This is a genomic window from Protaetiibacter larvae (genome assembly GCF_008365275.1).
GTDB lineage: Bacteria > Actinomycetota > Actinomycetes > Actinomycetales > Microbacteriaceae > Homoserinibacter > Homoserinibacter larvae.
Map to the genome: position 1 here is coordinate 744075 of NZ_CP043504.1, position 13988 is coordinate 758062.

Consider the following 13988-nt stretch of genomic DNA (forward strand, 5'->3'; position numbering starts at 1 on the left):
TCAGGCGGTCTTGACGTCGTCGTCGACGTCTTCCTCGTCGTCACCGTAGGTGTCGGCGTACTCCGGCCACTTCTCGAGGTCTTCCTCCAGGCGGGGGTTGCCGCCGAGTTCGCGCTCGAGTGCGCCGTAGTTCGTGTCCGGGCTGAAGTACTTCAGATCCCGGGCGACCTTGGTGTGCTTTGCCTTCTGACGGCCGCGCCCCATGCGTGACCCCCTCGTGATTCAGGATGCCGGGTAGGGAAAAGACTCGGGCGGGAGTCTATCACGCACGCGGCATCCGCCCGGGTGCGGGGGCCCCGCTCCGCCGCCCACGAAGGGGCCGCGCCGGGTAACGTGGAGCGGGTGACCGACCGTCCCACCGACACCGCCGTCGTGATCATCGGCGCCGGTCAGGCGGGCCTCTCGGTCGGCTATTTCCTGCGCAAGCTCGGGCTCGATCCGGGCAACGACTTCGTGCTCCTGGATCGCGGTCCGGGTGCGGGGGGCGCGTGGCAGTTCCGGTGGGAGGCGCTGCGGCTCGGCTACGCGCACCGGGTGAACGACCTTCCCGGCATGGAGGAGCTCGGGCTGAGCTTCGACACCGCCGATCGGCATGCCCCCGCGCGCGAGGTGGTGGCCGACTACTACCGGCAGTACGAGGAGCACTTCGGGCTGCAGGTGGTGCGCCCGGCGGATGTGACGCGCGTGACCGCGACCTTCGACGGCTTCGCGGTGACCTTCGACGACGCATACGGCGATCAGACCGTGTCCACCCAGGTGCTGGTCAATGCGACCGGAACGTGGGGGGCGCCCTTCGTGCCCTGGTATCCGGGCATGAACGGCTTCCAGGGACGTCAGCTGCACACCGTCGACTATCGGGATGCAGAGGAGTTCCGCGGCCGCGACGTGGTCGTGGTCGGCGGCGGCACGAGCGCGATCGGCTTCCTCCTGGAGCTCGAGGGGGTCGCCGGCAGCACCACCTGGGTGGCGCGGCGCCCGGTCGAGTTCCTCGAGGAGCAGGAGCTCAACATCGAGGGCGGCACGCGCGCCGTCACGCTGCAGGATGCCGCCGCGCGCGAGGGGCTCGCGCTGCCGAGCATCGTGTCGACCACGGGCGTTCCGCGCACCCGGCGCATCCAGTCGGCGATCGACCGCGGCCTGCTGGTCGCGAAACCCATGTTCGCCTCGATCGAGGCCGATGGCGTGCGCTGGGCGGATGGCGGCTTCCAGCACGCCGACGCCATCATCTGGGCCACCGGCTTCCGCCCCGAGCTGCGCCATCTCGCACCGCTCAAGCTCCGCGAGCGGGCGGGCGGCGTGACGGTCGCCGGCGGTGCCGCCTACCGCAATGCGAACATCTTCTTCGCGGGCTACGGCCCCACGGCATCCACGATCGGGGCGAGTCGCGCCGGGCGCACGATCGCGCGGCAGATCGTCTCGGCGCTCAGCGCCCGCGGTTTCTGACCCCGGGGCTCAGTCCCGGCGCGTCGTGCTGCGGTTGCGGGAGTTCGCGTCGGCGGGTGCCTTCGGGGCGCGCAACGGCGGCCGCACGGGCTCGCCGCGGCGATCCTGGCCGGGCAGCGGCCGCGATCGGCGACCGTAGATGAGGTCGGAGGAGTCGAGCAGCCACGGCACGAGCGCCACCACGACGCCGTGCACGAGCATGAGCTTGTGCCGGATGCGGCGGGCCTTGTGGTTGTGCAGCACGGTCTCCCACCAGTGCCCGACGATGTACTCGGGCAGGTAGACGGTGACGACCTCCGCACCGTGGTCGGCGCGGTGCTGCTTGATGTACTTGATGAGCGGCATCGAGATGTCGCGGTACGGCGAGGCGAGGATGCGCATCGGCACCGTGATGTTGTGCGCCGCCCACTGGTCCAGCAGGGTGTCGCTCGCTGCGTCGTCGATCGACACGTGCACCGCCTCGATCGACTCGTGCCGCGCGGCGATCGCATAGTCGAGGGCCTTGAGCACGGGCTTCGACATCCGGCCGACGAGCACGATCGCGTGGTCGCCGCTCGCGCCGAACACCGTGGTGGCGTCGGCGGCGATCTCGCGGTCGACGTCGCGGTAGTACCGGTTCACGCCGATCATGAGCAGGATCAGGATCGCCATCACCACGAACACGATCCAGGCGCCATGCACGAACTTGGTGATGGTCACGATGACGAGCACCGAGGCGGTCATGAAGGCGCCGAGCGCGTTGATCGAGAGCCCGCGCCAGATCGCGCCGGGGGTCGCGGAGCCTTCGCGCACCTGCCGGAGCCAGTGCCGCACCATGCCGATCTGGCCGAGGGTGAACGAGATGAAGACGCCGATGATGTACAGCTGGATGAGGGTCGTGACGTTCGCCTGCGCGCCGATGAGCAGCACGATCGCGACCGCCGAGAGGGCGAGCACGCCGTTCGAGAAGATGAGCCGGTCGCCGCGCGAGGCGAGCGCCTTGGGGGCGTAGCCGTCGCGGGCGAGCACCGAGCCGAGCAGCGGGAAGCCGTTGAAGGCCGTGTTGGCCGCGAGCAGCAGCACCGCCGCGGTCGTCGCCTGGATGATGAAGAACGGGATCGTGTTGTTGCCGAAAGTGCTCGCGGCGATCTGCGCGATGAGGCTGCGCTGCGGCGAGGTGGCGCAGTCATCCCAGCCGATGAGGTCGCAGGCGCGTTCGGCGTACTGCACGCCCGTGATGAGGGCGACGACCGTGAGGCCCGAGAACAGCACGATCGCGATGCCGCCCATCGCGACGAGCGTGCGCTGGGCGTTCGTGACCTTCGGGCGACGGAACGCGGGCACGCCGTTCGAGATCGCCTCGACGCCCGTGAGCGCCGCGCAGCCGCTCGCGAAGGAGCGCAGCAGCAGGAGCACGAAGGCCGCCGCCGTGAGCGACTCGCCGTGCACGCTGAAGCCCGCGCTCTCGGCGACCGGCGCATCCCCCAGGGCGGTGCGCACGAGGGCCACGATCACCATGACGGCGATCGAGGCGATGAAGAGGTAGGTCGGCACGGCGAAGGCCTTCGACGCCTCGCGTACGCCGCGCAGGTTGATGGCGGCGAGCACCACCACGAAGCCGACGGCGAGCTCCACGCGGAACGGGTTCAGCTCCGGGATGGCCGAGATGATGTTGTCGACGCCGGACGCCACCGACACGGCCACGGTGAGGATGTAGTCCACGAGCAGCGCCGCCGCCACGACGACGCCGGCCTTCTCGCCGAGGTTCCTGGACGCCACCTCGTAGTCGCCGCCGCCCGAGGGGTAGGCCTTGATGAGCTGCCGGTACGAGGCGACCACGACGATCAGCAGCACCACCACGGCGGCCGCGATCCACGGCGCGAGCACGAGGAACGCGGTGCCGCCGATGAGCAGGATCATGAGCAGTTCCTGCGGCGCGTAGGCGACCGAGGAGAGCGGGTCGCTCGCGAAGATGGGGAGCGCCAGATGCTTGGGGAGCAGCTGCCCTTCGAGCTTCTCGGTCGGCAGCGGATCGCCGATGATCCAGCGCTTGGGAGATCGTGGTGTGTCGTCGGAGTCGGTCCGACCCTCGTCAGTCACGGAAGGGGAGCATACGCCCTCCGCGCACCAGGTCAACTGGCGGCCCGACCCTCCTATGATCGTGCGGTGACGACTACCCGACGCCGCAAGCGCTGGCCCTGGATCGTGGGGGCGGTCGTGCTCGTCGTGCTGATCCCCGTGGCGGTGCTCGGGCTGCCGATCCTGCTGCACCAGAACCAGGGGGCGGCCAACCAGCACCCGGCGGTCGAGGACTGGCCGACGACGGTCACGGCGAACGGGGATGACGGCCGCGAGCGCGAGCTGACGGTGGTCTCCCCCGACCCGGGCGGCGTCGTCGACACCTCGGCGCTCGCGACGGGGGATCGCATCGTCGTGAGCGGCACCGGGTTCGATGCCGCGCAGGGGATCTATGTGGCGATCTGCGTGATCCCGGACGACCCGTCGATCAAGCCGGGCCCGTGCCTCGGCGGGGTGCCCGACCAGGAGGCGCAGGAGGGTGCCGAGGGCGAGATCCAGTGGGCGCCGAGCAACTGGATCAACGACCAGTGGGGGTGGAAGCTGTTCGGTGCGCGCCCGTTCGACGATGCCGCGACCGGCACCTTCACGGCGTACCTCGAGGTCGTCGACCCGGTGGGTGACGGCATCGACTGCACCTCGACGCCGTGTGCGATCTACACGCGCAACGACCACACGGCGCTCGGCGACCGCGTGCAGGACCTCTTCCTGCCGGTGGCATTCCGCGCCCTTCGCTGATCGAGTGCCGCGCGCAGCGCGGTGTATCGAGATCAGCCCCGCAGGCTCGCGATGACCTCGCGTCGCACCTCGTCGAGGCGGCGCACGAGCAGCTCGACTGCGTCGGGGCCGAGGGCGGCGCTCGCCGCCCTCCCGCGGAGCTCCGACCGCAGCTCGGCTCGGAAACTCGTGAGCGCCGCGTCGGCCTCCTGCAGCAGGCGTCGGGAGGTGGCCCGCTCCTCGCTGACGGTGTCGACATAGGGGGGAGGCACTGTCGCCCCCTGCGTGTCGCGGCGCGCCGAGGCGAGGTCGGCCTTGAGGGTCCGCATCGCGTCGTTCACGGACTGCCGCACCTCGTCGGCGAGGCGGCGCACCGAATCGGTGACATCCGTCTCGATCGTGTCGAGCTCCTCCCGGCGCGCGGCGAGCTCGGCGCGACCCGCCTCGGTGATCGCGTAGACGGTGCGACGTCCGTCGGACTCCTTGGTGACGAGCCCCTCCTCCTGCAGCTTCGCGAGGCGCGGGTAGATGGTGCCTGCGCTCGGTACGTAGGTGCCGCCGAAGCGCTCGCCGAGCGCCTGGATGAGCTCGTAGCCGTGCCGTGACTGCTCGTCGAGCAGACTCAGCAGGTAGAGGCGCAGGTGTCCGTGGGCGAAGACCGGCGGGGTCATGCCCGCACCGCGTGCAGGATGCTCACGTCGCCGCCGACGGTGTTGACGCGCACGTCGGTCCAGCGTCCGTCGAGCGCGCCGTGCCGCGCCGTGTAGCGGCCCTTGATGACGCTGATGCTCTGGGCGTCGAGCTGCAGCTTGCCGCCCACCGTCTGCACGGTGAAGCTCGCGGGCGCGTCGGGGTCGAAGCGTGCCGTGACGTTGCCCGACACGGTGTTGATGCGCACCGCATCTGGGATCCCGGTCGCGTCGAGCATGACCTCGCCCGAGACGCCGTCGGCGTCGAACCGGGTGATGGCGCCGGATGCGATGACGTCGCCGGAGACCGTGTTGACCCCGACGCTTCCCGTGTGCTCGCGCACGGTCACCTCGCCGCTCACCGAGTTGACGGTGAGGCGTCCGGTGAGGCCGTCGGCGACGAGGTCGCCGGAGACCGTGTTGAGCTGCGCGTCGCCCTCGACACCCGACACGAGGGCCTCGGCCGAGACGACGCCGAGCGTGATGGCGATCTGGCGCGGCACGAGCACGCTGACCTCGGCGGCGACCTTGGAGCGCAGGCTCTTGAACGCCTCGATCCAGTTGTCCCAGCGCAGCTGGGGGTGGTCGATCTCGAGGCGGTCGCCGTCCACCTGGATGAGCAGCTCGCGCCCGTTCACCGCGTGCACCTCGACCCGCACGCCGGGTTCGTCGTGGGCGACGATGTCGACGTGCCCGCCGATGAGACCCACCTTGAGCCGGTGGATGTTCTCCAGGTCGATGACCTTGGGCCCGTCGATGAGCCACTTCTCCTGAGCCATGCCGGCCCTCCTTTCACTGCCCCGCTGATCGAGTGCCGCCGAAGCGGAACCACCCCGCCGATCGAGTGCCGCCGAAGCGGAACCACCCCGCCGATCGAGTGCCGCCGAAGGCGGTGTACCGAGATCCGCGGACCACAGCACGCGATATATCGCGTCCGTCGCAACTCACGATATATCGCGTTTAGCGATCGCGCAACACGGGGACAGGCGAAGCCCCCGGGTCCAGGTGAACGGAGATCCGGGGGCTTCGCGTCGGTGGGGCGCCGTCAGGCGGTCGCCGGTTGGGTGGAGGAGTCGACAGGCGCGGCGGAGGCTTCTGCGGAGGGCTCGGCGCCCACCGATCGCTCCGGCACGCGCAGGAGCGGGATCGTGACGCCCACCATCGGCCCGATGAGCAGCGCGAAGGCGAGGGTGCCGATGCCGACCTGGCCGCCGAGCAGCCATCCGATCGTGAGCACGGCCACCTCGATCCCGGTGCGGACGACCCAGATGGGCCAGCCGGTGCGGGCGTGGAGACCCGTCATGAGGCCGTCGCGCGGGCCGGGGCCGAGGCGCGCGCCGACGTAGAGGCCGGTCGCGATCGCGAGCAGCACGAGTCCGCCCGCGAACATCAGGCCCTGCAGCACGGGCGAATCCTGCTGGGGGATCCATCCGAGACCCAGCTGGGCGCTCGGACCGATCAGCAGCACGTTGAGCACGGTGCCCACGCCGGGCTTCTGGCGGATGGGGATCCACAGCAGCAGCACGACGACGCCGATGAGGTTGGTGACGAGGCCGAACGCGATGCCGGTCTGTGCCGAGACGCCCTGCGTCAGCACGTCCCAGGGGGCGACGCCGATGCCGGCGCGCACCATGAGCGCGATGGCGATGCCGTACAGGAACAGGCCCACGAGCAGTTGCCCGATGCGGCGCGCCCAGAGGAGTCGGTTGGTCATGGCGGTCAGTTCACCTCGGAATTGGCCCTTGTGCAAGAGTCCAATCTGACTACACTGGCCGCATGAACACCCTGTCGGCGCGGGCATTGGCCTTGCTCATGGTGGATTGGCGCGGATCCAATGGACCGGCGTATGCGGCGCTCGCCGATCGCGTGCGCCTGCTCGTGCTCGACGGGCGCATCCCGCTCGGCACGCGCCTGCCCGCCGAACGCGAGCTCGCCGCGCAGCTCGGCCTGAGCCGCACCACCGTCTCGGCCGCCTACGCCGAGCTGCGCGACACCGGCTACCTCGACTCGGTCCGCGGCTCCGGCAGCACCGCGCGGCTTCCGCGCGACGGCGGCGTCGACCTCGACCTGCTCGCCGAGGCACCGCTCGACTTCTCCAAGGCATCCCTCCCCGCGTTGCCTGCGGTCGCGCAGGCCGCGCAGGCCGCGGTCGACCGGCTGCCGAGCTTCCTCGGCGACAGCGGCTTCGACCCCTTCGGGATGCTCGTGCTGCGCCGCGCGATCGCCGAGCGCTACACGGCGCGGGGCCTGCCGACGGCCCCCGAGGAGCTGATGATCACGGTGGGCGCGCAGGCCGCCATCCACCTGCTCGCGCGCACCCTGCTCGCCCGCGGCGACCGGGCGATCGTCGAGTCGCCCGGCTATCCGCACGCCTTCGAGGCCCTCAAGTCGGCGGGCGCGCGACTCGTGCCGGTGGCCGTCACGACCGACGACGGCTGGGACGTCGCCGGCCTCGAGCAGGCCTTCCAGCGCACGAGCCCCACGGTCGCCTACCTCATGCCCGAGTTCCAGAACCCCACCGGCAAGACGATGGACGACGACCTCCGCGCCCGCGTGGCGGCCCTCGCCGAGCGCGAGGGGACGACGATCATCGTCGACGAGACCATGACAGGTCTCGGGCTCGACGGTCAGGATCGGCCGCTGCCGTTCCCGGTCAATCGCGGTGTCGTGGTCATCGGATCGGTCGGCAAGTCGATCTGGGGCGGGCTGCGGATCGGATGGGTGCGCGCCGAGCGCGAGCTCATCCAGCGGATGGCGCGCGTGCGGTTCGCGAGCGACCTGGGCACCCCCATCCTCGACCAGCTCATCGTGGCCGAGCTCGTGCCCGACTACGAGCAGATCCTCGCGGGGCGTCGTGCCTACCTGCGGCAGGGCCGCGACCACCTCACCCGGCGGCTGCGCGCGGCGCTGCCGCAGTGGCGCGTGCCGCACGTGGAGGGCGGCATCGTCGCCTGGGTGAACCTCGGCGCGCCGCTCAGCTCGCAGCTCGCGCTCGCCGCGCGCAACGAAGGGCTCGTGATCGGAGCCGGGCCGCGCTTCGGGCTCGACGGCGTCTTCGAGCGCTTCCTGCGCATCCCGTTCGGGCAGCCCGCCGACCAGATCGATCAGGCCGTCGTCGCCCTCGCCTCCGCCTGGTCGTCGGTGGCCCGCCACACCGTCCGCCTCGACGACGCCGAGCTCGCCCACGTCGTGTAGCGCCGAGACGCGGCGAGTGGTCCCCTCCGGCGGCCCACATCCTCGAATGGCTCCCCGAAGGGAGCCGCTCGACGGGGCTCCGCATACAGGCAATTCCGAGAATCGGGGATGGGGGCGCGTGGGATAGTTGCACGAAGTGCACGGCGGCGTGCGCATCTCCAGTCGCGCCGAGCGCGGCATCCACAGCCCTGGGAGAACCGTGTCACTGCTTTCGGTGTTCAGTCTGCGCAACCGTGCCCTCATCGCCCTGCTCACCATCGTGGTGGCGCTGTTCGGCGGGTACGCGCTCACCGCGCTCAAGCTCGAGCTTTTCCCCTCGCTCACGCTGCCGAACGTCACCATCATCACGACCTACCCGGGGGCGAGCCCGGATGTCGTCGAGAACGACGTGTCCACGCCCATCGAGAGCGCCATCCAGGGCATCGAGGGCCTCGACTCCAGCTCGGCCACCTCGTCATCGGGCGTCTCGACGGTGCAGGCCTCCTTCGTGTTCGGCACCGACCTCACCCGCGCCGAGCAGAAGGTCGAGCTCGCCGTGGGCCGCATCGGCTCGCAGCTGCCGGATGCGGTCGACCCGCAGGTGGTCACCTTCTCGATCGGGGACTTCCCGGTCGTGCAGCTCGGCGTCACGAGCGACCTCGACCCCGCCGACCTCGCGTCTCGCCTCGAGACCGTCGCGGTGCCCGCCCTCGAGCAGACCGACGGCGTGAGCTCGGCCACCACCTACGGCGCCTCGGGGCAGCGCATCACGATCACCCCGGATGCGACCGAGCTGGCGCTGCACGGACTCAGCACCCAGGCCATCCGCGATGCCCTGCAGGCCAACGGTGCCCTGCTCGCCGCCGGCACGATCGACGACGGCGACCAGACCCTGACCGTGCAGTCGGGTACCAAGATCGTGTCGACCGAGGAGCTCGAGCAGCTGCCGCTGCTGGGGGGACCGACCGCCCCGGCGGCGCCCGGCGCCCCGACCCCCGCCGCCGAGCCCGTCACGATCGGCGACGTCGCCGAGGTCGCGATCGTCGAGAACCCGATCACCGGCATCTCGCGCGTCAACGGCGAGCCCTCGCTCACGGTCGCCATCACCAAGACCCCCGCGGGCAACACGGTGGAGGTGTCGCGCGCGGTCAACGCCCAGCTCGACGATCTGGCCGCCCAGCTCGGCGGCAACACGACGTTCACGGTGATCTTCGACCAGGCGCCCTTCATCGAGAGCTCGATCAACTCGCTCGCCACCGAGGGTCTGCTGGGTCTCGGCTTCGCCGTGATCGTCATCTTCATCTTCCTGCTGTCGATCCGCTCGACCCTCGTCGCGGCGATCTCGATCCCGGTCTCGGTGCTCATCACCTTCGTGGCGATGCTCGCCACCGGCTACTCGCTCAACGTGCTCACCCTCGGCGCGCTCACGATCGCGATCGGTCGCGTCGTGGACGACTCGATCGTCGTCATCGAGAACATCAAGAGACACCTCGGCCTCGGCGAGGACAAGAAGGCCGCGATCCTCGCGGGCGTCAAGGAGGTCGCGGTCGCCGTCACGGCATCCACCGTCACGACCGTCGCCGTCTTCCTGCCGATCGCCCTCGTCGGCGACATCACGGGTGAGCTGTTCCGTCCGTTCGCCCTCACCGTGACGATCGCGCTCGCGGCGTCTCTGTTCGTCGCTCTCACCATCGTGCCCGTGCTCGCCTACTGGTTCCTCAAGGTGAAGCCCGTGCACGCCCACGACGCCGAGGCGGGCGACACCGCGCACCCGGCCGACGAGCTCGACCGTCCGAGCGCCCTGCAGAAGGCGTATCTGCCGATCATCCGCTGGACGGTCGGCCACCCCGCCGTCACGATCGTCGCGGCGGCCCTCGTGCTCGTCGGCACCCTCGCGCTCGTGCCCTTCGTGCCCACCAACTTCGTGGGCGGCAGCGGACAGAACACTCTCTCGATCAGCCAGACGATGCCTCCCGGCACGAGCCTCGCGGCGAAGGACGCCGCAGCCAAGCGGCTCGAGGCCGCGCTTCAGGATGTCGACGGCCTCGAGACCGTGCAGGTCTCGGTGGGCTCGAGCGGCGGATCCTCGCTCTCCGCGCTCTTCGGAGGCGGCGGATCGACCACCTTCTCGATCACGACCGACGAATCCCTCGACCAGGATGAGCTGCGCGCCGACGTGCAGGACGTCATCGACGGCCTCGACGCGAGTGAGGTCGGTACCGTCTCGGTGTCGTCCGGCAGCGGCGGAGGCGGCTTCTCGAGCGACATCGCGATCGAGGTGAAGGCGCCCGACGAGGCCACCCTCGAGTCGGCGACGAGCGACATCCTCGACGCCATGACGCAGCTCGACGTCACCCAGCAGGCCGAGTCCAACCTGTCGGAGAAGCAGCCCTACATCGCCATCCAGGTGGACCGCGAGAAGGCCGCCGCGGCCGGCCTCTCGGAGGTCGCGGTGGGCGGCATCGTCGCCGAGGCGATGCTGCCGGCCCCGCTCGGCTCGATCGAGGTGGACGGCAACACGCTCAACATCTACATCGACAACCCGAAGGCGCCCGTCACCGTGCAGGAGCTCGAGGACTTCGAGCTGCCGACCCGCACGGGGCTCGTGCCGCTCCGCGAGCTCGCGAGCGTCGAGCAGGTCGACGGCCCGGCATCCATCTCGACCCAGCGCGGCATCCGCACGGCGACCGTCTCGGTCACCCCGAGCACCGCCGACATCGGCACCGCCTCGGCGTCCGTGCAATCGGCCCTCGCCGACATCGAGCTGCCGGACGGCGTGACCGCGACCGTCGGAGGTGTCACGGCCGACCAGCAGGACGCCTTCAGTCAGCTCGGCCTCGCCCTGCTCGCGGCGATCCTCATCGTCTACACGGTCATGGTGGCGACCTTCCGCAGCCTGCGGCAGCCGCTGCTGCTGCTCGTCTCGGTGCCGTTCGCGGCGACCGGTGCGATCCTGCTGCAGCTGGCATCCGGCATCCCGCTCGGTGTCGCCTCGATCATCGGCCTGCTCATGCTCATCGGCATCGTGGTGACGAACGCGATCGTGCTCGTCGACCTCGTGAACCAATACCGCGACCGTGGGCTCGGCGTGGTGGATGCGATCGTGCACGGCGCGAGTCGTCGTCTGCGCCCGATCCTCATGACGGCGCTCGCCACCATCTTCGCGCTCGTGCCGATGGCGGTGGGGCTCACCGGGCACGGCGGCTTCATCTCGCAGCCGCTCGCGATCGTCGTGATCGGCGGTCTCATCTCGTCGACCGTGCTGACGCTCATCGTGCTGCCGTCGCTCTACTCGCTCGTCGAGGGCGCGAAGGAGCGGCGCGAGATCCGTCGGGCCGCGAAGGCCGCGGTCGCCGCGTAGTCGGTGGTCTCGAGACGCGTCCCGCTTCGCGGGCGCTCCTCGACCACCTCGGGTGTCCAGGTGGTCGAGGAGCGCCGCCGCAGGCGACGCGTCTCGAGACCACCGACTCGCGCCGCCGCGCGCGAATACGCGGGACTTTCCCAGCGCCAGCCGCTAGGGTGAACCGTCGGCTCTCGACGAACCGCGGCTCCTGCGCGCGGAAATGCACTTTGTAGGTCGAGCGGGCCGGATCGCCAACGCATCCGTTGGTGAGGAATTCCACGAGGAAAACGGCCCCGGTCTACGTCTGCCCGGGTTCTCGCCGCGCGCGTCGCTTTCGCGCGCGTCGCACACTCATGAACACCGGAGAACATCACCATGCCTTACTCACCCCGTCAGCACACCGGAGGCGCCGCCAAGAAGGGCGCCCCGAAGAAGGTGGGCGGCCCGAGCGCCAAGCACCGCGGCTACAACCCCGAGGCGGATGCCGCCCGCGGCGCCAAGAAGCCGCGCTGGAACAGCGAGCAGCGCGTCGCCAACGGCCGCGGCGCCGAGCGTCCGCGCGGCCAGCGCCCCGAGCGCGGCGAGGACGGCCGCCCCAACTGGGAGCCCCGCGGCAAGGATGCTCGCGCATCCGTCGAGCGCGCCCCCGCCGCGCGCAGGCGCGACACCGGTTACGGCGAGCGTTCGCGCGACGACCGCGGCTACAGCGACCGCCCGCGCGCCGAGCGCCCGCACGGCGACCGGCCGCACCGCCTCGCCGGCGACCGCCCGCAGCGCGGCAGCTACGGCGACGAGCGCCCCCGTCGCGACGACCGTCCGTCGTCCGGCGACCGTCCCCGCTACGAGGATCGCACCCGTCGCGACGAGCGCCCGCGTTACGACAATGACCGTCCGCAGCGTCCCGCGCGCTCGGAGGAGCGTCCGCGGTTCGACGCCGACCGCCCGCGTCGCGACGACCGCCCGCGTTACGACAACGACCGTCCCCGGTTCGACGCCGACCGTCCCCGTCGCGACCGCGACGACCGTCCGGCCCGCAGCTTCGACAGCGACCGTCCGCGTCGCGAGTACGGCGACCGTCCGCGCCGCGACGACGACCGCCGCGGAGGCTACGACCGCCCGCGCTCCGACGACCGCCGTCCGGCGCGCGACGACCGCGAGTCGTACACGCCGCGCCCGGTCGTCGAGGACGTCGTGCTCGAGCGCCTCGAAGCGCAGGCCACCCTCGCCTCGGACGTCGAGGGCGTGACCTTCGCCGACCTCGGCCTCGGCCAGAACATCGTGCGCGAGCTCGCCGAGCTCGGCGCCACCGCGCCGTTCGCCATCCAGGCCGCCACCATCCCCGACGTGCTGTCGGGCGGCGACGTGCTCGGCCGCGGCCGCACCGGCTCCGGCAAGACCATCGCCTTCGGCGCCCCCCTCGTGGAGCGGCTGCTGAAGCTGCAGGCCGGCGACAACCGCCGCCGCGAGTTCGGCCGCGCCCCGCGCGCGCTCATCCTCGCGCCGACCCGCGAGCTCGCCCTGCAGATCGACCGCACCGTGCAGCCGATCGCGCGCAGCGTCGGCCTGTTCACCACCCAGATCTACGGCGGCGTCCCCTACGCCCGCCAGCTGGGCGCACTCGAGCGCGGCGTCGACATCGTCATCGGCACCCCCGGACGCATCCAGGACCTCTCCGCATCCGGTCGCCTCGACCTGTCGCAGGTGGTCATCACGGTGCTCGACGAGGCCGACCACATGTGCGAGCTGGGCTTCGCCGAGCCGGTCACCGAGATCCTCGACCGCACGGCCGAGGGCGGGCAGCGCCTGCTGTTCTCCGCGACCCTCGACAAGGGCGTGGCCGACATCGTCGACCGCTACCTCAAGGACCCGGCCGTGCACGAGGTGGCCGGCGAGGACCAGGCGAGCTCCACGATCGAGCATCGTGTCCTGCTGCTCGACCAGCGCGACAAGCAGGAGGTGCTCATCGAGCTCGCCTCCGGCCCCGGCAAGAAGCTCGTCTTCGCGCGCACCCGCGCCTTCGCGGAGCAGCTCGCCGACCTGCTCGACGACGCCGGCATCCGCGCCGAGTCGATTCACGGCGACCTCACCCAGTCGCGCCGCCAGCGTGCGCTCGAGAAGTTCTCCTCGGGCCGGGTCACGGCGCTCGTCGCCACGGATGTCGCCGCGCGCGGCATCCACGTCGACGACGTCGCGCTCGTGATCCAGGCGGATGCGCCCGACGAGTACAAGGCCTACCTGCACCGCGCCGGCCGCACCGGCCGCGCCGGCAAGGACGGCCTCGTGGTCACGCTCGTGCCGCGCAACCGTCGCCGCCGCACCGAGGAGCTGCTGCAGCGCGCCGACATCGTCGCCGAGTGGACCCCGGTCGTGCCGGGCGACGCGATCATCGAGGAGCTCGCCGGGCGGTAGTCGCCCGGACTTCAGGTGATCGACGCACCCCGCACCCCGCACCCCGGTGCGTCCGTGCGAGAAATGCAGGAGATTCCGGCCGTCGAGCCGCCGCCGCCCCGTGGCGGCGGACCCCGGCCGCGGATTCTCCTGCATTTCTGGCATGAGGCAGGAGTGCG

General features: G+C 71.0%; 10 protein-coding genes. 5 read left to right on the forward strand and 5 right to left on the reverse strand.

All coding sequences use genetic code 11. The features are described 5' to 3' along the window. Positions 1 to 204: a DUF3073 domain-containing protein gene (locus FLP23_RS03440; RefSeq protein ID WP_149324582.1), complete on the reverse strand. Its 204-nt coding sequence runs from the start codon at positions 202 to 204 to the stop codon at positions 1 to 3. A 138-nt stretch (positions 205 to 342) separates the two neighbouring features. Between FLP23_RS03440 and FLP23_RS03445 the strand changes: the two genes are divergently transcribed. Next, on the forward strand, positions 343 to 1443 hold the full coding sequence (locus FLP23_RS03445; RefSeq protein ID WP_149324583.1) for an NAD(P)-binding domain-containing protein: 1101 nt from the start codon (positions 343 to 345) through the stop codon (positions 1441 to 1443). Between the two features lie 9 nt (positions 1444 to 1452). Here FLP23_RS03445 and FLP23_RS03450 read toward each other — a convergent pair whose 3' ends face one another. Then, positions 1453 to 3522 (reverse strand): APC family permease, encoded by a 2070-nt coding sequence (locus FLP23_RS03450; RefSeq protein ID WP_246140045.1) that lies wholly within the window; start codon positions 3520 to 3522, stop codon positions 1453 to 1455. A gap of 66 nt (positions 3523 to 3588) precedes the next feature. Between FLP23_RS03450 and FLP23_RS03455 the strand changes: the two genes are divergently transcribed. Then, positions 3589 to 4236, forward strand: a complete 648-nt coding sequence (locus tag FLP23_RS03455; RefSeq protein WP_149324584.1) for a hypothetical protein — start codon at positions 3589 to 3591, stop codon at positions 4234 to 4236. A 32-nt stretch (positions 4237 to 4268) separates the two neighbouring features. Here FLP23_RS03455 and FLP23_RS03460 read toward each other — a convergent pair whose 3' ends face one another. The 3 genes from FLP23_RS03460 to yczE all read right to left on the reverse strand — a co-directional run bounded on the left by FLP23_RS03460 (position 4269) and on the right by yczE (position 6618). After that, entirely contained in the window at positions 4269 to 4886 is a 618-nt protein-coding gene (locus tag FLP23_RS03460) for a PadR family transcriptional regulator (RefSeq protein WP_149324585.1), read from the reverse strand. Continuing rightward, positions 4883 to 5683 (reverse strand): DUF4097 family beta strand repeat-containing protein, encoded by an 801-nt coding sequence (locus FLP23_RS03465; RefSeq protein WP_149324586.1) that lies wholly within the window; start codon positions 5681 to 5683, stop codon positions 4883 to 4885. Before FLP23_RS03465 ends, FLP23_RS03460 begins: the two co-directional genes overlap by 4 nt. A 266-nt stretch (positions 5684 to 5949) precedes the next feature. Continuing rightward, the gene (gene yczE / locus FLP23_RS03470; RefSeq protein WP_149324587.1) at positions 5950 to 6618 is read right to left on the reverse strand and encodes a membrane protein YczE; all 669 of its coding nucleotides are present in this window, start codon (positions 6616 to 6618) and stop codon (positions 5950 to 5952) included. A gap of 62 nt (positions 6619 to 6680) precedes the next feature. On the opposite strand from yczE, the gene yczR reads away from it, so the two are divergent. From yczR to FLP23_RS03485, 3 genes are all read left to right on the forward strand, one after another. Then, positions 6681 to 8099, forward strand: coding sequence for a MocR-like transcription factor YczR (yczR, locus tag FLP23_RS03475; RefSeq protein ID WP_149324588.1), 1419 nt, complete (start codon positions 6681 to 6683; stop codon positions 8097 to 8099). 199 nt (positions 8100 to 8298) lie between these two features. Continuing rightward, entirely contained in the window at positions 8299 to 11439 is a 3141-nt protein-coding gene (locus tag FLP23_RS03480) for an efflux RND transporter permease subunit (RefSeq protein WP_149324589.1), read from the forward strand. A gap of 357 nt (positions 11440 to 11796) precedes the next feature. Continuing rightward, a complete protein-coding gene (locus FLP23_RS03485) occupies positions 11797 to 13830 on the forward strand; it encodes a DEAD/DEAH box helicase (RefSeq protein WP_149324590.1) in 2034 nt (677 codons plus the stop codon). Positions 13831 to 13988: the final 158 nt, after the last annotated feature.